Below are 24,367 nucleotides of genomic sequence, written 5' to 3'. Positions count from 1 at the left end.
CAAAAAGCTGTGAAGCTTGCACTGATAGACTGCTAGTTATAAATCCACAGGAGCATATTTCTTTCCCCTTTTTTAATCAGACGATCTATTTCTATCATCGTGAGGTCGGCAACAACCGGACAGCCCTTACTCACCCCAAAGAGTCCATAAGGATAGATCTCATGTTCAGGAACAGGTGAATAGGAATGTAAAACAACTGCTCTTTTATAAGCGTTGCTGTTACTGCTATCCAGCCCGTGCAGCTTATAATGCGTATGGATCCCCCACTTGCTACGTGCCCTTGCACCTAACTTATATCGGCCTAGCGAAGTACAGTTGCTGTGGATCTTATTGCTGAAAACAGTTTTAAAAGGAGTACTGCCTCCGCCACTTCCATGAGCACAAAGACCTCGAATAATGACTTTATTATTTCGAAAATCGTAGACGAACAGACGGTTCTTGCCTGAAGGTAGACCCATATCTACAAGAATACAATAGGCAGTATCCATGTTCTTTGCTTTGCAATAACGAAGTGCATCAGCCACTCTTTTATCAAATTGCAGATCCGTATAGCTTGCCTGAGCCTGGCAAACACTTCTCCCAATCGGGAGAAGCATGGAGAGCAACAAAACTAGAGGATAGAAATGCGTCATGATCTAATATAGCAAATTATCAATAATAGTAAAACGTTGGTTAATCGCCGCGAATTTGCAGGTGTATAATCTTCTATTTTTGGAACGAACTTAAACCATTCCTACATGTCAGAACCAACTAAATCTTTCAAACCTTCCCTCTCTTTAATGGACGCAACGATGCTGGTAGCCGGCAGTATGATCGGCTCCGGAATCTTCATTGTAAGTGCAGACATTGTAAGAAATGTTGGTAGCTCTGGTTGGCTGATTTTGGTATGGGTGATCACTGGTTTCATGACCTTAGCCGCAGCACTTTGCTACGGAGAATTAAGCGCAATGTTTCCAAAAGCCGGCGGACAATATGTCTATTTGAAGGAGGCTTACAATCCCCTGATCAGCTTCTTATATGGATGGAGCTTTTTTGCTGTTATTCAAACCGCAACCATTGCTGCGGTAGGGGTTGCCTTCGCAAAGTTTACAGCCTATATATTTCCGATGTTTAGTGAAGACCTCGTTTTCGCTGATCTTGGCTTCGTAGTAATCTCTCCTGCGCAGATCCTTGCTGTTGTAATCGTTATATGTTTAACATTTCTAAATACCCGCGGTGTAAGAAGCGGAAAGAATATACAGACAAGTTTCACTGTTGTTAAACTTCTAAGCCTTGGAGGTTTGCTCATATTCGGTTTCTTTGCAGCGAAAAGCGCCATGCTGCAACGCAACTGGGAGAACATGTGGGACATGCACAAATTACTTCCTTCTGGACTTAAAGAAAGTTATACGTTTATTCCAGCGCTAGGTGCGGTAGCAGCAGCAATGGTAGGATCCATCTTCAGCAGCGACTCCTGGCATAACGTAACCTTCATCGCAGGGGAAGTTAAGAATCCAAAACGCAATATTGGCTTAAGCCTTTTTCTTGGGACTATGATTGTGACCATTATTTATGTGGCCACCAATTTTATGTATACAGGTGTATTGTCTTTGCAAGAGATCGCTTCTGCGGAGAAAGACAGGGTAGCCATTACCGCATCAAGCGCTATTTTCGGCAGCTCAGGGACGATGATTATTGCATTGACCATTATGATCTCCACTTTTGGGTGCAACAATGGTTTGATCATGGCAGGTGCGAGGGTGTACTACACGATGGCAAAGGATGGGTTATTCTTTAAGAAAGCTGGTTCGCTGAATGAGAATTCAGTACCTGGTTTCGCCCTTTGGATACAGTGTATATTCGCTTGCCTTTGGTGTTTTAGTGGTAAGTACGGTGATTTGCTGGATATGATCTCTTTTGTGGTAGTCGGATTTTACATGCTCACAATCTTTGGGATCTTTATTCTAAGAAAGAAAAGACCTGACGCGGAAAGGCCTTATAAAGCCGTTGGATATCCTGTTTTACCGATCCTGTACATTTTGATGGGACTGGCCTTTTGTATCCTGTTGATCATATTCAAACCTAAATTTACCTGGCCTGGGTTAATTATAACCCTCATTGGCATCCCGATATATTACATGATTCGTAATAAAGTTATCAGGCCGCTAGAAGAGTAGTGTTACCCAGGCGTTCCTGGAATCTGCCTTTGCACAACTTCGGGACTCAAAGGTATATCAGTGCGAACTCATTGGGAAAAGGTACCCCTTTACCCAATGAGTTCGCAGGTATATACCTAGTTGTTCCCTGTTTGTTACGGCTGCGGTCTAAGTTCTTGTTCTCTAAAGAAGGTAACTAAAGGTCCGTTAATTCGAATTAATGTCCGAATGGTCGGACAAAGCTCGGACAACCTCAGACGTTTTCATTGAATATTAGTTTAACTGGTTTAATCACCATACCCTTGTATCAACCCGAAGAATTGAGGTTAAGAAACTGGGATTACGGGGGCGATATTTGTTTGCTGTGAGGCGGACACAAGTTCTTTGACGTATTATTAAGCGCATAGCGCGTAAATAGGTTTCAAATGTGAAGTCAATTGGCTAAAGGTATGATTCAAAACCTTGCCAAGGCCGGTTATAGCCCTGGCAAGTATTCTTAATTTTTAAGGTCATAAAACCTCCAGTTGGTCTTGAAGTCTTTCGTTAAATTCTGTTTATTCAAGATGGCCCGAAGCATTTCTATCGTCATGCTGTTTTCTTGCATAATGGCATCATGGAATTGCTTGTAGGTCATCTTCTTTGAGTCGACCAGCTCTTTCTTAAGTGCCCAAATTTGCAGTCCGCCTGTTAGGTAACCTACTTGATATAGCGGATCTGTCCATGGCGCAATAGATCTTCTTACTTCGCCTTCGGCATTTGCCCTCTCATGTGCAACACGATCCACCAGGAAGTCGATACATTGTTTAGGAGACCAATTCCCTACTTGATAATTCAAAGAAAATATGATCCTTGCACAACGGTGTTTTCTCCAAAAGAGCATACCGATGCGTTCTTCAGGTGTTTTGGCGAAGCCCATATCATAGAGAAGTAGCTCCCAATACAGTGCCCAACCTTCCATCCAAAATGGGGTATCAAAGTTACGGTGGGTATTATACCTGCGCATCATGAAGTACTCCATGTTGTGTCCGGGGATTAACTCATGCTGCACCGTTCCTCTTGAAAAGTAGGGGTTGTTACCTCGCATACTCATCATCTTATCATCGTAATCCATGGTACTGGTAGGGTAGGATATACTGATTTCGCTACCTCCTGTAAAGAATGGATTCACCAGCTGCCTTTGCGGAGTCATCATGATCATGCCCCAGGTTTCTTCTGCAAGAGGAGGGATGGTGATGAGGTCTTTCGGTTTCATGAAATCCAGTGCGTCATTGTATAGCTTGACGATGAGTTCTGGTTGCTTCCCTGGTGCTACGTAGGTGTTTTTCACCTTTTCCATTGCAGCACGCCAGTCTGTGCCTAGTCCCATTTCCTTTGTCGCGGCTAGCATTTCTTTGTCGCACCATGCCAGTTCCTTGTTGGCCATTTCAATCAGCTCTTCAGGAGTATAGGCAATCATTTCTTGATTTAGCTTTCTGATAATTTCCGCACGACCAACCGGGTTTCCTACAAGCGTTGGATCTTCGTTTTTAGTGGTCTCCGGAACCTTTACATTTTTAGCGATGTTTCTCGAATAGACATTTAACAGGCTATCGGTTACTTTGTAGGTAGCAGGTACCCACCAGCTGTACATTGGGTCATAGAGATTGTAGAAATCAAAGGATGTTTTGTTTGCTTTTCGTAAATCACGACCAACGTTCGAAGCGAACATGGCTGTAGTAGTTTCTAACTTCGGACTTACCGCATCCGAGGTGGTCAATGCTTTCAGTTGCTTGTTGATTGCATTGAGTTGCTCTGCGATCTTTTGTCCTTCGACAGTCGTTCCTCTTCTGCTTAACTTTTCAAAGGAATAAAGCTGATCGGCAAAAGGAAATAGACCTTTGACTTTTTCATATTCTTTATCGCTTTTGCTAAGCTCCAGCAGTGTTTCTTGCAAATCCCTCTTGAAAAGAAGGTAGTCGACTTTATCACCAACGGTAAAGCTATTGAAGTCTTCAGTTTCGATCTTTTTAAGGTAGTCGTTGGCTAGAATTTTAAATCTTGTTTTGGTTTCTGGAGCGGATTGAATCACATAAAAGTCTCTTAACAGATACCTGTCCGCCTGATAGTGCTCCATAATAACAGCTATCTTTTTTGTTTGCGCAGTGCTTTCGAAAATTGTTGTCAAAGCTATTAGCGCAGTAAAAACGTGTTTGATTTTTAGCATTTGAATTGTTTTATGATGGATAACTGGTTTAGCAATTGCTTTTAAATCCAAACGGCCTTTCCTCTCCAGGAAAAGCCGTAGGACTAACATATTTACTAACCTAATTCTATAGTATTCTATTTGTGGGTAACGTCTGTGAATTTCACTTCAATAATGTAAGTTCCTTCCAGTTTCAACTGCCATGACCATCTTGGGTTTACAGAGAAATTCCCTCTATCAGGGCCAAATTGCGCACCATCTACTCTAACAAATTGACTAGGAATCCGGTAATACATTAAGAAGCCCCAATCTGTCCCAGCGGCAACGTATTTAACTAGTGGGAATGGAGCGATCTCAAAGTCACAAATCAATGCGGTGTCAGTTACAATAACCGGGTTGAATTTTGCATAGTTTTCAAATACAGGTCTATCGCCCCTTTTGATGATTTCACCTGCTTTCGGGTTAAAGACCCTTCCATTTTTATCTACCATTTTTAAGATTGCTCTGGCGCCTGTAGTTGCAATTTTTTTACAAGTAATGATTGGATTTTTATGTGCCGTTGCTACCGCTGTGACATCATGGAATGCATTAGAAACGTTATCCGTAATCACAAATAGATCGTCAGGAGCTGGATCTTGTACCTCGATCGTTGCAATTGATGGAAAAAGATGTGTGCGTGTAACGTTATTCATTTCTATGTCGAATGTGTATTTGCCCAATGGAACGTTTGCGGATCCTTTATTGAACGATAACTGACCGCTTTTCTCATTAAACGTCATAGGGAGCGTCTTTACCACTTCTCTTTTTGCATTTAGTAAAGCAACTGTTGTATCAGTTTCCGAATTGAAAGACTGCCCAGGTTTAAATACAGTGATGTCATATTCAGTACTAAATTCTTTTGGTGGGGGTGTTCCATCAAGATTTCTGAGATTAAGCATTTTGAAGCTATATGGAGGTGTCGACCCATCCGCGTTGATCTGATCAGACTGATACAGGATTAGTCCGCGTTTAGCAATCAGCTCACTGTTTTTGTAACGAACATTGGTACTCTGAAAACCGTTCTCGATTTTTGTACAGGAAACGATGCTTGCCAGCATCATGGCTCCAATTATGTAGTTAAATTTCATGTGTTTAGAAATTAGTTGGTCTATTGTATTGACATTCCATTAAAAAATAATCGATGATTTCCACCAAGAACGTGAATGATGCCGGTCTTAGTAACGATTCCAGAGGTTTGTACGTCAACAAATCTATCTAGCTGGTCATCGGGTATATCATCCTGATTGAGCTCAGTAGCGTCAACCGTTCCGATTACCTTAACATAGTTCACGTAATCCACATAGTTGAGGTAATTGGCGTAATCAAAGGATCTTCTCATTTTGATCATGTATTGAACATTTGGAGTAGGGCCCAGTAAGCTGTTGTACAACTTTCCTGAAACGGTGATCTGTTCTCTATTGATCTTTCCGGCGAACAGGTATGTTTTTAAGGAATCACTTAGTTCTTTCACAGGCATATTTTTAATACCGAAATCGAAGTTTTCGCTACCCCCTGGACGATTTGCGATTTCATTCTTTTTAGCCCGTACATACTCGGCAATTCCATAGTTTGTAGTCACGAAAAATGTTACATCTCCGTTTACGGCGTCTTTTAAGCCTGCTCTGTCAATTACATTAACGAGGGAATCGAATAGCGGGTTCGAGTTTAAATAATCATAAGTGGTCATATCCACATAAGCATTACTTAAGCCCCCATCGTTTTTGTAGTCGTCTTTCTTGCAAGAGGCAAGGATGACCAGACAACATACGATACAAGCACTTATATATTTTTTCATAATTTTTCTGTTTTTGAGTACCATTAAACGTGTTTAAACTCTGCCTAACCAGTAAGTAGTCTGTTTTAAGTTGGGGTTTTGTCTGAACAATGCCGGATCGATTGGGAAGTAAAAGCCTTCTCTGGCAAATCGGCTTGCGGTCAGCCAATCGATCGTGCCGTATCTTCTTGTTCTTAACAGGTCATAGAATAGATGTCCCTCCAGGAAGAGTTCTTTACTTCTTTCGATGATGTACTGATCCATTACCTGACTTACATTTTGGCCAGCAGAAACTAAGACAGGGTTCTCGCTATGTCTGGTACGAAATCCATTGATGATCGTTGTCGCGGTTGCCGCGTCACCTTTATATAAAGCGATCTCTGCTTTTAGCAATTGCATATCACTTAATCTAAAGATGATCATGTTATTGCTGAGGTACGGATCTAACTTTTGTCCAGGGTTACGGTAGATTACATTCGAGTATTTCACTGAAATTGGTTTAGCTGTACTCCTCAACGCAAAACCTTCTTTAAAGCGTACATCTGTTGTATCGCTACCAAAGTAAGTGCTTAAATAGCCCGGTACGACAAAGAACCTACCTTCAGAACCATAGTTGTTGATGTATGTGCTGTTCAAGAACCTTGTTCCAATATTTGCAAAGGATCCTTCTAATGTATTTTCGCTCATGTTGAACTCGAAGATTCCTTCTGTAGACCTGCCAATAAATGTCTCTTTGTATCTTGAGGCATCTGCGGGTCTGCCAATGGTATTGCGGTAGCCACCTTTACTGATCAATGCATTGATCGTCGTATCTGCGCTATTCACATCTGCTAGAATAGGGCTGCTGTTACTGACATCACTCATTGTTGCTCTCCAAAGATATAAGTGAGCCAACAATGCATATACTGAGCCGCGGTTAGCAGTCACTTTTGCGTCACCTGAGTTTGCATATGACCAGGTTAACAATTCGTAAGCTTTGTGACAATCGTCCTCAATTTGCTTCATTACCTGAATCTTAGTGCTTCGGCCTAGTTCTGGTGCAGATAAGGGATCATCATACGCCTCAGTCACGAGTGGAGCGTCTCCCCAAACCTTTACTACTGAGAAGTAACTTAATGCCCTTAAGAAATAAGCCTGTCCCATCATGTCCCTTTTGAATTGTGCAGGGTTCTCTGCATCTTTCAACTGTTCCAGGGTCATCTTGTCGATGTTGGCAATAGCTATGTTAGACATCGCGATCGATTTGTAATACTTGGTGTAATTGCCAAGTGTATTCAAATTGTATTGAAAGGTAAAATCACCGGTTTGGATGCCTTCTAGACCGTCACCAGCGTATTGTATGGTAAAATAGTTTTTAGCGACTGCATCGCCGTACATATAATATCTGTTTTCTTTATCTGTGAATGCATCCCGTAACAGTGCATAGTTACCTGCGATTGCGCTTTTTGCATCCGAAGACGTCTTCCAGAAAACTGCCTGGTGAGTAGAATACTTAGGTTCTTGTGTTAGCAGTTTCTTACATGAAGTACTGCCTAGTATAATTACAGCTGAGCATAAGATGCTGATGTTTTTAATTGTGTTTTTCATCGTTACTCGTATTAAAATTGAATGTCTAGACCTAATGTGAATTTTTTCGGAATAGGATAGCCCGAACCTTTATATTCTCCGTATGGACTTACTGCTTCGGCATCAGGCAGTCGATCAGATTGTTGGAACATGGCTAAATTATCTACTACACCAAATATTCTGAACTTACCAAAGCCAAATTTCTTTAAGACCTTCTCACCCAGATCGTAATTTAAGCTCACACTTTTTATTCTCAGGTAACCGCCTTTTTCAAGGAAGAATGTTTGTGCAGAAGTGTAGTAGTATCTATAAGTACCAATGTCATATTTCGCATATTCTGCGTTATCTCCAGGCTTTGTCCAGATGTTTATTTTACTTAAGTCAGGCGTAGAGTAGCTGGCAAAGTTATATACGCCATCACCAGCTGTAGAATTTGAAAAGCGATCTGCTTCAAATAAGTTCAATACATCGCGGTCTAAGGTGAAGGTCGCGAAAACGCCCAGTGTCCATCTCTTATAACTGAAGTTGTTGGTAAAACCACCTGTCCATTTCGGATTTGGATCTCCATAAGGAATCTTATCAGGATTGATACCGTCGTTGAATACATCTACCATGTAGTTGCCATCCAGATCTTCCAGCCAGAAGTCACCAGCGCCATACTCTCCCTGACTGCTGTACCTTTGTCCTGTTAGCGGATTTACCGGAACATCACCTAATCTCGAATACACGCCTTTTGTTCTATATAAATAGAAGGCATTTACCGGGCTTCCTACTGAAAGAATGTGTGACTTGTCAAATCTGTCTCCTCCATCAGCGAAAACAAGATCTCTATTGCCGTTCGGCAGGTTCATTACTTTACTTCTGTTATACGCGATGTTAAAAGAAGTATTCCATTTGATCGCTCCACCGTCAAAAGGGCTGGCACGCAAAGTCAGTTCATAACCACGGTTTTGCACACCGAGTGAGTTGGTAGTGGCTACATCGTATCCAGTGGTTACCGGCAGGTTGACGTCAAATAATTGATCAGATCCTTCTTTGTTGTAGGCCTCAACACTTAGCGCATACTTTCCATTTTGAAGTTCGATATCTGCACCAATATTCCATTGTAAGTTTTTAGCCCAGCTCAGGTTATTTTGAGCAGCACCATTGTCGAAATTTGGGGTAATTGCAGTGACGCCATTATAAGAAGTTGCATTACTTCCGTTATAAGCCCCATTGTTCACTCTGTATAAGTTGTATTGTAGATAATTTTGGTAGTCATCTCGTGGTAAACTACCTGATCTTCCAATGCTGGCTCTTACTTTAACCAGAGAAAAAGGATTATTTTCTTTGTCCTTCATGAAGTTCTCTTCTGACAGTATCCATCCGATGGATGCAGAAGGGAAGTAACCCCACTTGTTATTCTTTCCAAATTTGGAAGAACCATCAGTTCTAGTGACCAGTGATAGTAAATACTTGCTGTCATAGTCATAGTTTGCTCTTACGTAATAACCGACCAGACCAAATGCCTGATAAGCTGAACTCGCGAAAATTCTTGACTGTTGGTAACCGGTAACAGTTTGAATGTTATCTGATGCACCGCCAAAGCCAGCAGCTTCCGTATTTTGGTCTTGAGTATATTCCAAATCCTGTCCCAGTACAAAACTCACACTATGCTTGCTGAACATATTGCTATAAGTGAAGTAATTTGATAGTCTTGGCTTGATGGTAGACTTTGCATAACTCGTAGAGGCATTTCCAGTTCCGTTGTTTAGTAGACTAGTTGTACTTCTATCTCTTCTATCTGAATTGAATTGGATGGAAGACTGAGAATTAAAGAATAAGTTTTTAGTAAACTCATACGTTAAATTTAAATTGATGGTAAGCTGGTTGCTTATGTTTTTATCCAGATTTCCACTTTCAGGATCTAAATAGTAAGCCGCTTTTTCCGGTGATAAATTAAGTAGTGAAGAAGGCATGTTACCTGCACCTAAACGGACCGGATTGTTTGGGTCATTTTGGTCTTCATTTCCTCTTGCCCTATCGGTTCTGGCATAATAGAACATTGGGTTGATCATTAATTTTTGATTTAGTGCACGGGTAGTCATATTCAGACGGCCTGAATAGCGCTTAAATCCTGTTCCGGTGATGATACCGTCCTCATTATAGTAACCACCACTAAAGCGATAAGTGATGCCATTGTCGCTACCACCACTTACGCCTAAATCGACGTTGTTGATGCGTCCTGTGCGGTAAAATAGATCTTGCCAATCCGTGTTCGCATTGTAAGCCGGATTTAAACTATCGGTAAGGATCATTGGTAAATATCTTTGATCTGCATACAGTAATTGCCTTTGCAATACTTCCATCTTTTGCCTTCTTTCCGCAGCACCAAGTGTCACGTCACGTAAATTTGGACGCTCAACTACTCCGGTGTAGGTATTTAAGGTAATTCTTGGCTCTCCGCTTAGGCCTTTTTTGGTGGTAATTAAGATTACTCCATTTGCACCTCTTGATCCATAGATCGCTGCGGCAGATGCATCCTTCAAAACGTCAATCGTTTCGATATCCGTAGGATTTAGTCCTGCCAAATAATTGGTTCCAGTTCCTGTTCCAGGACCAACGATGTCTTCTGTTGGCTGTGGAACTCCATCCACTACATATAGTGGTGAGCTCACTGCAGTACTTTCATTATAACCCCTGCTAATCGCGGAGTTACCCCTTACGGCTACACTTGGCGCTGCACCAGGTGATCCGGTAAAGTTCTGCACGTTTACCCCGGCTAGTCGGCCCTGTAACAATTGGTCAAAACTCGAAGTAGGTAAGTTTGCGAGCTCCTTGGCAGAGATACTTGAAATTGCTGCAGTAGACTTCTTTCTACTGATGGTTTGATAACCAACCATCACGACTTCACTTAGGGTTTGATTGTCTTCCTGAAGTATAAAGTCTAAGGTTGTTTTGCCTGCTGCAGAAAGCTCTTTGGACGAGTAGCCTAACATTTTTACTTCAATGATGGCATTGGATTTAGTCAATTTTAAAGCGAACTTTCCGTCCGCGTTGGTCATTGTTCCATTCTTAGTTCCCTTTTCCATGACGGTTACGCCCGGAACAGGTTTCTTTGTCTCATCCAAGACTGTACCTGTAAGATTGCTTTGTGCAAAAGCTTGCCAAGGAATCAACAAGTAAAAGAAAATCCCAAATAAAACTTTGGTTGTGGTTTTCGTAAAAGTTTGGTACATAAATTTAGTTGTTAGTCTAGTTAACAGAAGTCTAAAAGTATCGCCAATATTTTACAAGGAATTAACATATTTTAACATCTATCAGTAGTATTTTACTGTTTTTTGAGTTAAATTAAGCCTGCTTAGTGTATTACTGACACTTAGCAGGCTGAGTAATTATAGGATTATAGTGTTATTGCGGTTTAATACTGTTTATCTACTTAATTCGCTGTTGTTTTTGACGACGTCAAGCCGATGTTTGTGAAATTAAAGTGTTTAGTTCTAGTTTTTAGTCAATTCTTCCATATTCCTGTTCGGTGGATCGACTTGGAGTAGTGTTTTTACAAAAAAGTCTCTTTTTTTGTTTTTTCCGAAGACACCACCATCACTATGACCCAGGCCTGGAACCACAATTAACTCGAATGTTTTGCCCGCTTTTATTAGCGCATCGGCAAATCTATAGGTCGATTCTGGTGGAACGTTGGTATCAGCTTCGCCAACCAACAGCATCAGGTTGCCTTTTAATTTTCCGGCGTTGGTGACGTTGGACTGTGCTTCATAATGTGGGCCTACTGGATATCCCATCCATTGTTCATTCCACCATTGTTTGTCTACCCTGTTGTCGTGACACCCACAAGCTGCAACTGCAGAAGTGTAGAATTCAGGATGGAAGAGTACAGCTCCGCCCGCATTTTGTCCCCCGGCTGAGGTGCCATAAATGCCAACACGAGTAGCGTCAATGTATTTGTGCTTTTGCGCAAGTGCTTTGATCCACAAGATGCGGTCTTCAAAGCCAGCATCTCCCAGATTCTTCCAGGCGACATCATGAAACGCTTTTGATCTGTTAGCCGTTCCCATTCCGTCACTTTGGATAACAATAAAGCCTAGTTCTGCAATACTCTGCATTTCGCTGTACGGAAGGAAATTTTTAGGTACAAAGGAGTCTTGTGGTCCAGCATAAATGTATTCAATGACTGGATAGGTTTTGCTGCTGTCCAGTTGCGAAGGCACGCACATAATACCCCAGATGTCTGTTTTGCCATCTCTGGCTTTAGAAACGAACACCTCAGGTAGCTTTATGCCGGTTTTTAAGAATTCATCAACGGACGCCTGTTCAAGATCCATCACTTTTTTTCCGTCTGTAGTTCTGTTTAAAGTGCTTACTGGTGGAACGTTTACCTGAGAATAAACGTCAACAAAATGTGCTTTGTCCGGTGAGAAGGTCACCGTATGGTTTCCACCTGCAGGGCTCAGGCTAACCAGATTTTTACCGTTGAATCCAATTCGGTAATAATGGACATTATAAGGGTCTTCTTTAGGGTTCATGCCACTAGCGCTAAACCAAACTTCTCTTTTTTTAGTGTCAACACTGTCTATCGTGCGGACTACCCAGTTGCCTGAGGTGATGCGATTTTTCTCTTTGCCGGTTAGCTCGTCCATTAAGTACAGGTGGCGATATCCATCTTTTTCCGTAGCCCAAACAATTTCATGGGTATCCGCCAAGTATTCCGTAAATATCTTTTGCTCATAAATGAAAGTTTTCGTCTTTTCGTCAATGATGTTCCTGGAGGAGCCGGTTGTTGCGTTTACTTCAATCACCCTGAAGCGCTGGTGTCCTCTATCTCTTCGCTCGAAGGTAAAGATATTGTTGTTTCCCTTTCTCCAGTGTAGTTGAGGCGGACCAAAGAAGTCGATCTTCTCTACATCCACTTTTTTAGCCGTGTTTCCAGCAACATCAAACACATACATGTCAAAGCTGCTGAAGTCATCACCGGGTTGCATATAGTCTTGTGATTTCAGTTCTCCTCTAAAGGTGTCAGGTTGTGAACTTAATATATAGTATACTTTCTTTGTCTCTTTGAAATCAATCTTGTAACCTATTAGTTTTTTGCTGTCGGGCGACCAGCTCATTCTGCCATATTCATCCCCGGTTTTCCCATCTTTTGCTAGTTGGGTCTCCGCTGTGGCTCCTTCTGTTTTTACAAATATGTTTCCCTCCTTAATATATGCTGTCTGTTTCTTGTCGGGCGACACCACATCTCTCTGACCAAAGTTTCTTTGTCTTCTGGATTGATCCCGGGCTGCTGCGTCAGGTTTAGGTGCAGTTGTCATCACGTTCAGCACTTTGCTGTTTATAGTCCACTTATACCATACCTTCTTAGATAAGAACATAAGGTCAGGTTGACCTGGTTTTATGATCATGTCTTCGATTGGTAAATTACTTGCGCTTACCTTTTTATCAGCTACTTTATTGAATGCTTCTGCCAGCTTGGTATGATCAAAAGCGAGACCTTTTTTGTTTCCGGTCAGATCGACCAGTATAAACTCTGAGGTATTGAAAGCAGTGCTGAGTCTATACCAGAATGATTGTCCATCTGCAGCCCAGTTTGGTCTTACCGATGATCTGAACACTTTCTTCGCCGCGGTTGTATCCAGCATTGCTGATCTTTTATAAGAGGCAACTAACTCCTGATGACTGGGTTTATAAGCTGTTTGTTGTGCATTCGCAAAATTTATTGAAGTACAAAGCACGAATAAATAAAGAAATCTCATAGTGTTTTATGGTAAAGGGTTGAATTGTAAAAATAGCCACATTTTTATTGTCAGATTTTCAAAGAATTAGCCCATTATAGCCGGAGATTATCCTAAATGAACCATTGCTTATCACATTTTTGCCGAATCAGCCATGGCTCAGCCGAGAAGGGCTTATAAATAATACATTTGATGTACATGCAAATGAAATACAAACATTACAATATGCAGTTCAGAAAAATCATTCTTTTACTAACTCTTATCATCCCTGTATATGCAATGGCGCAGAATCCATGGGAGAATCTTGCAAAGAGGCCCTCAACGCTTGGTCTGGAACAGGGGTTTTTAGATTTAAAGTCGTCCGCTTTCCACATCCAGTTACTAAAGTCGTCACAAACCCTTTCGGCGCTACGACCAAGTTCCGATACTGCCTTTAATTTTAGTCCGCTAAAGTTTCTTAAACTCAGGAGTAGTGATGGGATGTATCAGCTTGGTGATCTAAATCTGAGAATAAAGGTAGGTACCGGCGATTGGAAAAAATATAGTACGGCTTCCAAGCGTGCTCCTGTTACCGCATTACCTGTTTCGAAAAACGTTCTCGCCGCGGCGGACCTCAGCAATACATTGCCAATAGATATCCCTGTAAGTGTAGAAAGGTATTGGGAGCAGGAAAATGGTGCATTGGTTTTGAGGTTTAAAATAAAAAACAAAACCAACACGTCGGTCGAGATTGGCTCCCTGGGCATACCACTAGTTTTTAACAACATCATGCATGAAACATCATTGGACGACGCCCATGCAAACAATGTGTTTTATGATCCTTATATAGGTGCTGATGCCGGCTATTTGCAGGCAACACGCCTAAGCGGAAAAGGACCTGCACTTTTGGTGCTTCCTTTAGGTAAAACACCATTTGAGGCTTATAGTCCATTGTTGGATGACCCGACTCCAAGAGGAACAACATTTGAAGGCTTTTATGAATGGATGCCATTAACTAAGGCAAATACCGAGACAGATTGGAAAAGCGCTCAGCCCTGGAATACACCGAGCACCTTGGTACTGAAAGCAGGGGAGGTACATGAATATGGACTTAAATTTATCTTGTCACCCGAAATTCGTGCTATTGAGAAAACATTAGCTGCTGCCGGTCGCCCTGTGGCTGTCGGGATACCCGGGTATGTCATTGCGCAAGATGTGGATGCGAAGCTTTTTATAAACTACAATTCGCCCATAAAATCGATGAACATTTATCCTGAAGGGGCATTAGTACTTACAAAACTTCCTGCCTTGAAGACAGGAATTAAAGCATTTCAGGTCAATGGTAAAACCTGGGGACGGGCAACGCTGACCATCGTGTATAAAGATGGCCTCAAGCAAACGGTCCATTATAAGGTGATTAAGCCAGAGGCTACACTTGTAGGTGATTACGGTAAGTTTTTGACCACTAAACAATGGTATACTAATGCGAATGATCCTTTTAAACGGGCTCCATCTGTCATTACTTACGATTATGATACAAAAACGCAAGTAACGGAGGATAGCAGAGCCTGGATAGCTGGATTGAGCGATGAGGGCGGAGCAGGAGCTTGGCTTGGGGCAATCATGAAACAATTGGTAGCACCAGATCGCGAAGAGCTGCTGAAACTTCAACAATTTGTCAATCAAACCATTTGGGGTAAGATCCAGGTTACGGCTGATTCAGGTAAATATGGGGTTAGAAAAAGTCTATTCTATTATGAGCCGGATAAGATGCCTGAAGGCACTTATAGTAAAAACGTAAATTATAAAAGCTGGGCAGCATGGCCGCTTAAAGAAGCTAACAATTTAGGGCGATCTTATAATTATCCTCACGTTGCTGCAGCACATTGGGTATTGTATCGGGAAGCGCGCTACCACACAGGTTTGGTAACGGATAAAGATTGGAAATGGTACCTGGAGAATGCCTATCATACCAGTATGGCCATGGTAGAACTCGCACCTTATTATGCGCAGTTCGGCCAGATGGAAGGCTCCGTGTTCTTATATATTCTAAAAGACCTGAAGCATGAAGGCCTTGTAGAAATGGCCGCTAAATTAGAAGCAGCTATGAAGAAGCGCGCCGACCACTGGCGTACCTTAAATTATCCCTTTGGTAGTGAAATGCCATGGGATTCGACCGGACAGGAAGAGGTCTATATGTGGTCTGATTATTTCAAATACAGAGAAAAGGCTGAGGTAACGCTGAATGCAATTCTTGGCTATATGCCTACCGTTCCACATTGGGGCTACAATGGGAGTGCACGAAGATATTGGGACTTCTTGTATGGAGGAAAACTGTCACGGGTAGAGCGACAACTTCATCACTACGGTTCAGGTTTAAATGCAATTCCAGTCCTCAATGAATTTCGGAACAAGCCTGAGGACCTATATCTGTTAAGGGTTGGGTACGGCGGACTATTGGGCGCAGTGTCCAATATCACTGAAGATGGTTTTGGTCCGGCGGCATTTCATGCTTTTCCTTCTACCTTGAAAATAGATGCTTTGTCTGGCGACTACGGATCTAATTTCTACGGCTATGCAGTAAATACATCAATTTATATTGTAAATGATAACACTTATGGCTGGTTGAGTTTCGGTGGTAATCTTAAGAAAAGCGGCAAGGTTATATCTGTTAAGATTACGACAGCAGCAAAATCAGCTGTATTTATTGCACCTGCGCGTCTTTGGGTTACACTGGATGCAGGTACATTCAGCGAAGTATCATATAATGCAGCTACCGGCGAGGTTGAACTGACCCTTGACCCGGCAGATGCACATACTCCGAATGCGGCTCTTCGTATGGAGCAGAATCCAGCTTACAAGTTAGAAGGCAAGTTCAATGTTGTAAGCGGTGCTTACGAGATTCCACTGGCTCAAACCCCGGTTAAGATTAAATTAACGATTTCAAGATGATCTTATTTAAACTTGTAATTATTGCTGACATTGAGCAGTCCTTAAATCAGAATTCATGTTTGAAAAAGAAGAATATATAAGCAGAAGGCAACGGTTGTCGAGCCAGCTAAAGTCTGGCATACTGTTGTTTCTGGGCAATGCGGAGAGCCCAATGAATTACGCGGATAATACTTACCATTTCCGTCAGGACAGTACTTTTCTATACTACTTTGGTATAAGCAGTCCGCAATTGGCTGTGGTCATTGACCTGGAAGAAGACAAAACGATCTTGTTTGGCGACGAGATGAGTATGGATGATATCGTTTGGATGGGCAGGCAGAAGACACTTAGAGAGAAAGCGGCTGAAGTGGGATTAGCAGAAGTGGCGCCGGTATCAGCTTTGACCGACCTTTTAGCGAAAGCTGCACAACAGAACCTCCAAATACATTTTCTACCTCCATACCGTGCGGGAAATAAAATCCGACTGTCTGAATTGCTTTCCTTAAACGTTCAATCCCTTCCGGCTTTAGCATCGCGGCTTTTGATCAAAGCGGTAGTTGCACAAAGGTCAATTAAGTCGGCTGGCGAAATACAGGAGATTCACTCTTCAGTTTCTACTTCCGTTGACATGCAGCTGTTAGCCATGCAAATGGCCAGACCTGGAATGAAGGAAAGCAAAATAGCAGCTGCCTTGCAAGAGGTGGCCATGGCTGCGGGAGGTAATATTGCTTATCCGATCATTTTAACCGTGAATGGCCATATTTTGCACAACCATCACCATGGCAATACATTGCGTGAAGGTGACCTGGTTTTGAACGATTCTGGAGCGGAATCTGCAATGGGCTATGCTGGAGATCTGACCCGTACTTTTCCTGCTGGCAAAGAATTTAGTGCTAAGCAGAAGGAGCTTTACTCGATTGTTTTGAATGCTTATAGCAGCGCGGCAGCCTTACTGAAACCAGGGTTACGGTATTTGGATGTACACTTTGAGGCATGTCTTCAACTGGCAGAAGGTTTAAAGGCGTTAGGTCTGATGAGAGGAGATATGAAAGAGGCTGTACAGCAAGGAGCTCATGCACTTTTCTTTCAATGTGGAACCGGACATATGATGGGTCTGGATGTTCATGACATGGAAGATCTGGGAGAGCAGTATGTAGGCTATACCGACGAGCTGGTAAAAAACACCAGTCAATTTGGTTTGAAGTCGCTCCGTCTTGGGAAAGCGCTTGAAGCAGGATACGTACTTACTGTGGAGCCTGGGCTCTACTTTATACCAGAGCTTATCGAGCAATGGGAATCGCAAAAGCACTTGTCTGCTTTTATTAATTATGAGCAGGTCAATAAGTACAAATCATTTGGCGGCATACGGCTGGAAGACGATTTCGTCATCACGTCCGAAGGGTCTGAAATCCTTGGAAAGCCCCTTGCTTTAAGCATTGAAGAAATAGAACAAATTAGAAGTAATGCATTTTAATACTCAACCTATGAATTTGATAAGAATCGGACTATTTGTTAGCCTGAATTTCCTTATTTTAAGCTTTAATGTAAGCGCTCAAAATAAGCCTGCTGAGCAGAACAAGTATAGCAGCGCCGATTCGTTAAGAGGTACCTTAACTAAAGAGAGAACCTGGTGGGACGTGCAGCGGTATGAACTTTCTGTTAAGCCAGACTTCAATAGCAAAACCATTTCAGGTGATAATATTATCGTTTATAAAGTTGTTAAAAATAATAGCGGGAAACTTAAGATGCAGATCGATCTGCAGGAACCGCTGATCATAGATAGTGTGCTATACAACGGGAAAACGCCATTAACTTTTGCGAAATCTCAATCTGTCTGGTACCTAAACATCCCTGCACAGCAGGTGGCAGCAGTCAACAACGTCCGCATTTATTATCATGGCAAAGTACATCAGGCAATTCGGGCCCCTTGGGATGGTGGTTTTATATTTGAACAAGATTCACTAAAGCGCCCATGGATGACGGTTGCTTGTCAGGGTTTAGGCGCGTCAGTTTGGTTTCCCAATAAGGATCACCAGAGCGATGAACCGAATAAAGGTGCCTCACTAACAATGACTGTTCCAGATACCCTAACTGCAATAGCTAACGGCAAAATGGTATTCAAGCGGGACAATAAAGATGGAACCGCTACTTATAAATATAATGTGGTGAATCCGATCAGTAATTACTGTATCATTCCCTACATTGGTAAGTACGCTAATTTTAAAGAGGTTTACAAAGGTGAAAAGGGCCCTTTGAGTGTAAACTATTGGGTGCTCGATTACAACCTCAATAAGGCGAGGACCTATATGCCAGATCAGGTACACAAGATGTTCAAAGCATTGGAATATTGGTTTGGTCCCTATCCCTTTTATGAAGATGGCTACCAGTTGATCGATGCATCTCACACCGGTATGGAGCACCAGTCGGCAGTGTCTTATGGTAACGGTTACCAATTTGGCTACCGTGGTCGTGATGCTTCCGGCTACGGCTGGGGAATGAAATGGGATTTTATCATTATTCATGAAAGCGGACATGAATGGTTTGGGAACAACATTACCACGAATGATCTTGCGGACATGTGGGTACATGAAGGTTTCACCAACTATAGTGAAACACTGTTTACTGAATACCATTTTGGCACACAGGCAGGTAACGAGTACAATTATGGGATTCGCAAAGGCATAAGAAATGACAAGCCAATCATTGCAGATTACAATGTCAACGCTATGGGAAGTGGAGACATGTATCCCAAAGGAGGTAATATGCTCCATAGTATTCGTCACAGCATGGACAATGATGTATTGTTTAGAAATATACTGCGCGGGCTTAACAAGACGTTTTATCATCAGACCGTGACTACCGCTCAGATTGAATCTTATATTTCCAAACGTGCCGGATATGACTATAGTAAGGTTTTTGACCAGTATTTACGCAGTGTTCAGACACCAGTTTTAAACTATTTTGTAAAAGATGGCAAACTTTATTACAAATGGACCGACTGTGTTCCCGGGTTTAATTTGCCGGTTGTGATGAAGAGCGCAGGTGTAAAAGTGAAGATCATTCCCTCAGAGACCTGGAAGCAACAGGCATTAAGCCCTGCTCAGATTAAGCTTTTTGACAAGTCTGAAGTTGAAAAGATGTATGATGTTAAGATATTGGTAACACCTGCTAATATCGATATTTAATACCTAGGTCTATAAGGCTATTTTTGATAAAAAAATATAGATATGGGTATTAAATGGACGGGTGTTTTCCCTGCAGTAACGACAAAGTTTACGGATAATGATGAGCTGGACTTTGATGCTTTCGATAAAAATATAGCGGCACAGTTAGAAGCTGGTGCAGAAGGCATAATTTTAGGTGGATCTTTAGGTGAAGCCAGTGTGCTTACTGATGACGAGAAGTTTGAATTGCTGTCACATACCATATCCTTTGTGGAAGGTAAAGTCCCTGTTCTATTAAACATCGCAGAATCCACTACTAAAAAAGCAATTGAGGCTGCACAGAAAGCAGAACGCCTGGGTGCAAGTGGTCTTATGCTGCTGCCTCCTATGCGCTACTATGCTGATATTGAGGAAACAATGACTTTCTTCAAAGCAATTGCCGAGTCTACACCTTTACCCATCATGATCTACAACAATCCTGTAGATTATAAGATTGAAGTAACGCTTGATATGTTTGAAGAATTGGCAAAGTATCCAAATATTCAAGCCGTTAAAGAATCCACCAGAGATATTTCTAATATAACCAGAATGATTAACCGTTTTGGCGACCGCTTTGCGATATTCACAGGTGTTGATCCACTTGCAATGGAAAGCCTGGTGATGGGTGCTGACGGCTGGGTTGCTGGGTTGGTTGATGCGTTTCCAAAAGAGACCGTTGCTATCTACAGATTGGTTAAAGAAAACAGAATTGCTGAGGCATTGGTGATCTACAGATGGTTTCTTCCGGTTCTTGAACTCGACATTCATCCAAAACTAGTGCAATACATCAAATTGGCAGAGGTAGCTACGGGCATTGGTACAGAAAACGTAAGGGCACCAAGATTAGCAATTAAAGGTTTGGAGCGTGAGCGCGTACTTAAAATTATCAACGATGCGCTGGCAGTAAGACCAGAATTGCCTGTAAACAGTTGGGGCACCTTAGTTGCTGAAACCGTATGATGAGCAAAACATTTAACGCAGTTAATGCGGCTACAGGTGCAGTTTTGGAAGGTGAATATGTGTGTGCGACTGAAGCGGACATCCAGCTTGCTTTAGCTGCTGCAGAAGAAGCATATTTTATATATAAAAACATTGGCAGGGCAGAGAAAGTCTTCTTTCTAAATGCCATTGCAGATGAAATCGAATTGATCAGGGAAGACCTGGTCAAACGCGCTCATGAGGAAAGTGGGTTGCCTCTTGGCAGGTTGCAAGGAGAGGTTGGCCGTACAACAGGCCAATTGCGAATGTTTGCCAATCAAGCTGCTGAAGGATCCTGGGTAAACGCGGTTATTGATCAGGCGCAGCCAGATAGAAAGCCTTTGCCGAGGTCTGATATACGACGCATGCTTGTCCCTATCGGACCAGTAGTGGTTTTTGGTGCAAGCAATTTCCCGTTGGCATTTTCCGTAGCTGGCGGTGACACGGCCTCAGCCCTGGCTGCTGGCTGTCCGGTAGTAGTAAAGGCCCATCCAGCTCATCCCGGGACAAGTGCTTTAGTAGGAGTTGCGATTTCTACAGCGGTAAAAAAGGCAGGTTTGCCGGCTGGTGTTTTTACTTTGTTGTTCGATGATGGCCACCAGGTTGGTGCTTCGTTGGTTCTACATCCAAAGACAAAAGCGGTAACCTTCACCGGGTCGTTTTCCGGTGGAATGGCTTTATTAAATCTTGCACAACAGCGCAACGTACCAATTCCAGTCTTTGTCGAGATGGGTAGTGTGAATCCAGTAATTCTGCTTCCGGGTATCCTTGAAGAAAAGCCTGAACAAACTGCTGCGGCATATGCTGGTTCAATTACATTAGGTGCTGGACAGTTTTGTACAAATCCAGGCTTAATCTTCGCGGTTAGATCTCCCGGGCTGGAACTTTTCACCGCAGAACTTGGGGCGCTGATAGCAACGACACCTTCTGCAACGATGCTTACCTCTGGGATACACTACAACTATCAGAAACGTTCTCAGGAGATCTTATCCGAAGAGGGCGTAGCGTTACTTAGTTCGTCAGACGTTTTAAATACGGACCTAATCAATCAGTCTTTGGCTACTGTTGCAAGTGTCTCAGCAGCAGCATTTATGTCCAATCCTAAGTTGCAGGAAGAAATATTCGGACCCTATTCTTTGCTCGTCATAGCTGAAGACCTGGAAGAGCTGGAAGGAGCAACATCGGTTTTAGAAGGTCAGTTGACAATTACGATCATGGCTGCAAAGGAGGAGTTGAAGAATCATAAAAACTTCCTTAACAAGCTAACCGATATAGCCGGAAGGTTGATTCTAAATGGAGTACCAACGGGAGTGGAAGTTTGTGCTGCCATGCAGCATGGCGGACCATTTCCAGCAACGAATGACAACAGATTTACTTCGGTTGGAGCTTCGGCAATTTACAGGTTCGTAAGGCCAGTCGCCTGGCAGGATTGGGATCCCGAATTACTGCCGGAGGAGTTGAAAGATGGAAACCCTTTAGATATCTTCAGATTAACAGATAGCAACTGGAGCAAGTAATGGGAAGCAAGACATTTTTTTGCGTTGATGCGCATACCTGTGGAAATCCCGTCAGACTTGTCGCCGGTGGTGGCCCTGTTTTAACGGGAGCAAATATGAGTGAAAAACGGCAACACTTTCTTAAGGAATATGACTGGATCCGTACGGGACTGATGTTTGAGCCAAGGGGACATGATATGATGTCTGGCAGTATCCTTTACCCGCCTCACGATCCAGATAATGACGTCGCTGTATTGTTTATCGAAACGAGTGGCTGTTTGCCTATGTGCGGTCATGGAACCATTGGTACGATAACGATCGCTATTGAAGAAGGGTTAATTCAGCCTAAGATACCTGGGATCATTAGAATGGAAGCACCTGCAGGTCTGGTATTAATCGAGTACAAACAGACAGGTGGTAAGGTGGACTCCGTAAAACTACGAAATGTACCTGCCTATCTTGCTGCAGAAAACCTGGAGGTCGACTGCCCTGATTTAGGTGTGTTGATATTCGATGTTGCATACGGGGGTAATTTCTATGCGATCGTTGATCCACAAGAGAATTTCGGCGGCCTGGAAAATTATACGGCTTCGCAATTGATCACCTGGAGTCAAACCATCAGGAAACGAATCAATGAGTTGTATACGTTTGTACATCCTCTGGACGAGACGATTAATGGCTGCAGTCACATCTTGTGGGCCGGTACTCCACTGGACTCCAGCTCCTCGGCGCGTAACGCCGTATTTTACGGAGATAAGGCGATAGACCGCTCACCTTGCGGGACTGGTACATCCGCTAGAATGGCTCAGTTGTATGCAAAAGGTAAGCTTAAGCTGGGTGAAGATTTTATACACGAGAGTTTTATCGGCAGCAAATTTACAGGGAGAGTGGAAGAAGTTGTCAAGTTGGCGCAACATGATGCTATTATTCCAAGTGTAGAAGGCTGGGCAAAAGTCTTCGGTTACAATACAATAAAAATTGATGATGATGATCCATATGCCCACGGGTTTCAGGTGATCTAGTAGATATATAATGGCAGATATTTTAATAATAGGCGCTGGGATCGTCGGTCTAAGCTCCGCATATTACTTGAGAAAACAGGGTCATCAAGTGGTGATCCTGGATAAAAGCGACCTCTCAGACAATTGTTCATTTGGGAATGCAGGGATGATTGTTCCAAGTCATTTTGTGCCATTGGCAGCGCCAGGTATGATCAAGCAGGGGATAAGATGGATGCTTAATAGCAAGAGTCCGTTTTATGTTAAGCCTTCTATAAACAAGGAGCTCATCGGCTGGGGTCTTAAATTTTTAAAGTACGCTAATGATGAACATGTTGCCAGTTCAGCGGAACCATTACGCGATCTGGCTTTGCTAAGTAAAAAATTGTACCAGGATCTTGCAAAAGAACCGGGCTTTGATTTTGGCCTTACTAACAATGGAATTCTAGCCTTCTATAAAACAGAGAAAGCGGCTGAAGAAGAAGCACACCTTGCAGCCAGAGGTAGGGAGCTCGGTTTAGACATGGTCGTACTGAATCCTGCTGAATGTTCTGCGTTACAGCCCGAATTGGAACTTGACGTTCTTGGTGCTGTACACTATAAATGTGATGCCCATCTTTACCCAAAGAAGCTTATGGAGGCCCTAATGGGGTTCCTGGAAAAAGATGGGGTGAAGATTTATCGCAATCATGAGGTTACTGAAATAGAGCGCGCTGGTCGTAAGGTCATCTCTGTAACTGCTGGGAAACAGAAATGGCAAGCTGATCATTATGTGCTAGCTGCTGGATCTTACTCTCCTGCATTAGCAGGTTTGGCTAATTTAAAGGTGTCCATCATGCCAGGAAAGGGATATTCTTTCATGGAAGAGGAACCGGCGCAAAGAATGACTATTCCGGCATTACTTTGTGAAGCCAGAGTCGCCATTACTCCAATGAACGGACAGATAAGGTACGGTGGCACTATGGAGCTTGCCAAGATGAATAGTAAAATTAACATGAATAGGGTTAAAGGCATTGTGGAGTCGATACCGAAATATTTTAAGAACCTTAATCCCAAGTTGCCTTTAATGGATAAGATCTGGTACGGCTTTAGGCCGGCATCCCCTGATGGGCTGCCTTATATCGGCAGGAGCTTGGAATTTGACAATTTCCTTATTGCTACTGGTCATGGAATGATGGGTTTGGGCCTCGGTCCGGCCACTGGGCTATTAATTAGTCAAATCATCGACGAATCTAAAATGGAAATCGATATTAAAGCATTTTCGCCGTCTAGATTTAGTTAATTAGCGATACAATTACGAGAATTGCTCTAAATTCTTAGAGATAATTCGCCTATTGTAGCCATATTTTAACCTTAT

The 24,367-nt window shown here is 42.6% G+C and carries 15 protein-coding genes; 8 read left to right on the top strand and 7 right to left on the bottom strand.

What is annotated here, in order from left to right; translation table 11 throughout:
* Window positions 1-32: 32 nt before the first annotated feature.
* A complete protein-coding gene (locus WKF66_RS20045) occupies window positions 33-632 on the bottom strand; it encodes a murein L,D-transpeptidase catalytic domain-containing protein (RefSeq protein ID WP_489676285.1) in 600 nt (199 codons plus the stop codon).
* A gap of 105 nt (window positions 633-737) precedes the next feature.
* Between WKF66_RS20045 and WKF66_RS20040 the strand changes: the two genes are divergently transcribed.
* The gene (locus tag WKF66_RS20040) at window positions 738-2,156 is read left to right on the top strand and encodes an APC family permease (RefSeq protein ID WP_489676284.1); all 1,419 of its coding nucleotides are present in this window, start codon (window positions 738-740) and stop codon (window positions 2,154-2,156) included.
* A gap of 475 nt (window positions 2,157-2,631) precedes the next feature.
* On the opposite strand, the gene WKF66_RS20035 is transcribed toward WKF66_RS20040, so the two are convergent.
* The 6 genes from WKF66_RS20035 to WKF66_RS20010 all read right to left on the bottom strand — a co-directional run bounded on the left by WKF66_RS20035 (window position 2,632) and on the right by WKF66_RS20010 (window position 13,332).
* Window positions 2,632-4,338: a DUF885 family protein gene (locus WKF66_RS20035; protein ID WP_489676283.1), complete on the bottom strand. Its 1,707-nt coding sequence runs from the start codon at window positions 4,336-4,338 to the stop codon at window positions 2,632-2,634.
* A 116-nt stretch (window positions 4,339-4,454) separates the two neighbouring features.
* Entirely contained in the window at window positions 4,455-5,444 is a 990-nt protein-coding gene (locus WKF66_RS20030) for a hypothetical protein (protein WP_489676282.1), read from the bottom strand.
* Window positions 5,445-5,464: 20 nt separating this feature from the next.
* A complete protein-coding gene (locus tag WKF66_RS20025; RefSeq protein WP_489676281.1) occupies window positions 5,465-6,151 on the bottom strand; it encodes a hypothetical protein in 687 nt (228 codons plus the stop codon).
* 33 nt (window positions 6,152-6,184) lie between these two features.
* The gene (locus WKF66_RS20020) at window positions 6,185-7,717 is read right to left on the bottom strand and encodes a RagB/SusD family nutrient uptake outer membrane protein (RefSeq protein ID WP_489676280.1); all 1,533 of its coding nucleotides are present in this window, start codon (window positions 7,715-7,717) and stop codon (window positions 6,185-6,187) included.
* Between the two features lie 11 nt (window positions 7,718-7,728).
* Complete coding sequence (locus WKF66_RS20015) at window positions 7,729-10,914, bottom strand: SusC/RagA family TonB-linked outer membrane protein (RefSeq protein ID WP_489676279.1); 3,186 nt, start codon at window positions 10,912-10,914, stop codon at window positions 7,729-7,731.
* Window positions 10,915-11,175: 261 nt separating this feature from the next.
* Window positions 11,176-13,332, bottom strand: coding sequence for a S9 family peptidase (locus WKF66_RS20010; protein ID WP_489676278.1), 2,157 nt, complete (start codon window positions 13,330-13,332; stop codon window positions 11,176-11,178).
* A 318-nt stretch (window positions 13,333-13,650) separates the two neighbouring features.
* Here WKF66_RS20010 and WKF66_RS20005 point away from each other — a divergent pair, with 318 nt between their 5' ends.
* From WKF66_RS20005 to WKF66_RS19975, 7 genes are read left to right on the top strand one after another with little or no spacing between them, the layout of a single operon-like run.
* Window positions 13,651-16,356 carry a DUF5695 domain-containing protein gene (locus tag WKF66_RS20005; RefSeq protein ID WP_489676277.1) on the top strand — a complete coding sequence of 902 codons (2,706 nt, stop codon included), beginning with the start codon at window positions 13,651-13,653 and terminating at the stop codon, window positions 16,354-16,356.
* A gap of 55 nt (window positions 16,357-16,411) precedes the next feature.
* Window positions 16,412-17,809 carry an aminopeptidase P family protein gene (locus tag WKF66_RS20000; protein WP_489676276.1) on the top strand — a complete coding sequence of 466 codons (1,398 nt, stop codon included), beginning with the start codon at window positions 16,412-16,414 and terminating at the stop codon, window positions 17,807-17,809.
* Window positions 17,810-17,819: 10 nt separating this feature from the next.
* Window positions 17,820-19,520 carry a M1 family metallopeptidase gene (locus WKF66_RS19995; RefSeq protein ID WP_489676275.1) on the top strand — a complete coding sequence of 567 codons (1,701 nt, stop codon included), beginning with the start codon at window positions 17,820-17,822 and terminating at the stop codon, window positions 19,518-19,520.
* A gap of 42 nt (window positions 19,521-19,562) precedes the next feature.
* Window positions 19,563-20,498 (top strand): dihydrodipicolinate synthase family protein, encoded by a 936-nt coding sequence (locus WKF66_RS19990; RefSeq protein ID WP_489676274.1) that lies wholly within the window; start codon window positions 19,563-19,565, stop codon window positions 20,496-20,498.
* A complete protein-coding gene (locus WKF66_RS19985; RefSeq protein ID WP_489676273.1) occupies window positions 20,495-22,033 on the top strand; it encodes an aldehyde dehydrogenase (NADP(+)) in 1,539 nt (512 codons plus the stop codon). Before WKF66_RS19990 ends, WKF66_RS19985 begins: the two co-directional genes overlap by 4 nt.
* On the top strand, window positions 22,033-23,034 hold the full coding sequence (locus WKF66_RS19980; protein WP_489676272.1) for a 4-hydroxyproline epimerase: 1,002 nt from the start codon (window positions 22,033-22,035) through the stop codon (window positions 23,032-23,034). The genes WKF66_RS19985 and WKF66_RS19980 overlap by 1 nt, the downstream gene beginning before the upstream one ends.
* A gap of 10 nt (window positions 23,035-23,044) precedes the next feature.
* Complete coding sequence (locus WKF66_RS19975; protein WP_489676271.1) at window positions 23,045-24,292, top strand: NAD(P)/FAD-dependent oxidoreductase; 1,248 nt, start codon at window positions 23,045-23,047, stop codon at window positions 24,290-24,292.
* The last annotated feature ends 75 nt before the right edge of the window (window positions 24,293-24,367 follow it).

It is taken from the genome of Pedobacter sp., assembly GCF_037719805.1.
In the GTDB taxonomy this organism is placed as follows: Bacteria; Bacteroidota; Bacteroidia; order Sphingobacteriales; family Sphingobacteriaceae; genus Pedobacter.
Note: the sequence above shows the minus strand (reverse complement) of the source record. Positions and strands in the feature narration are given on the sequence as shown.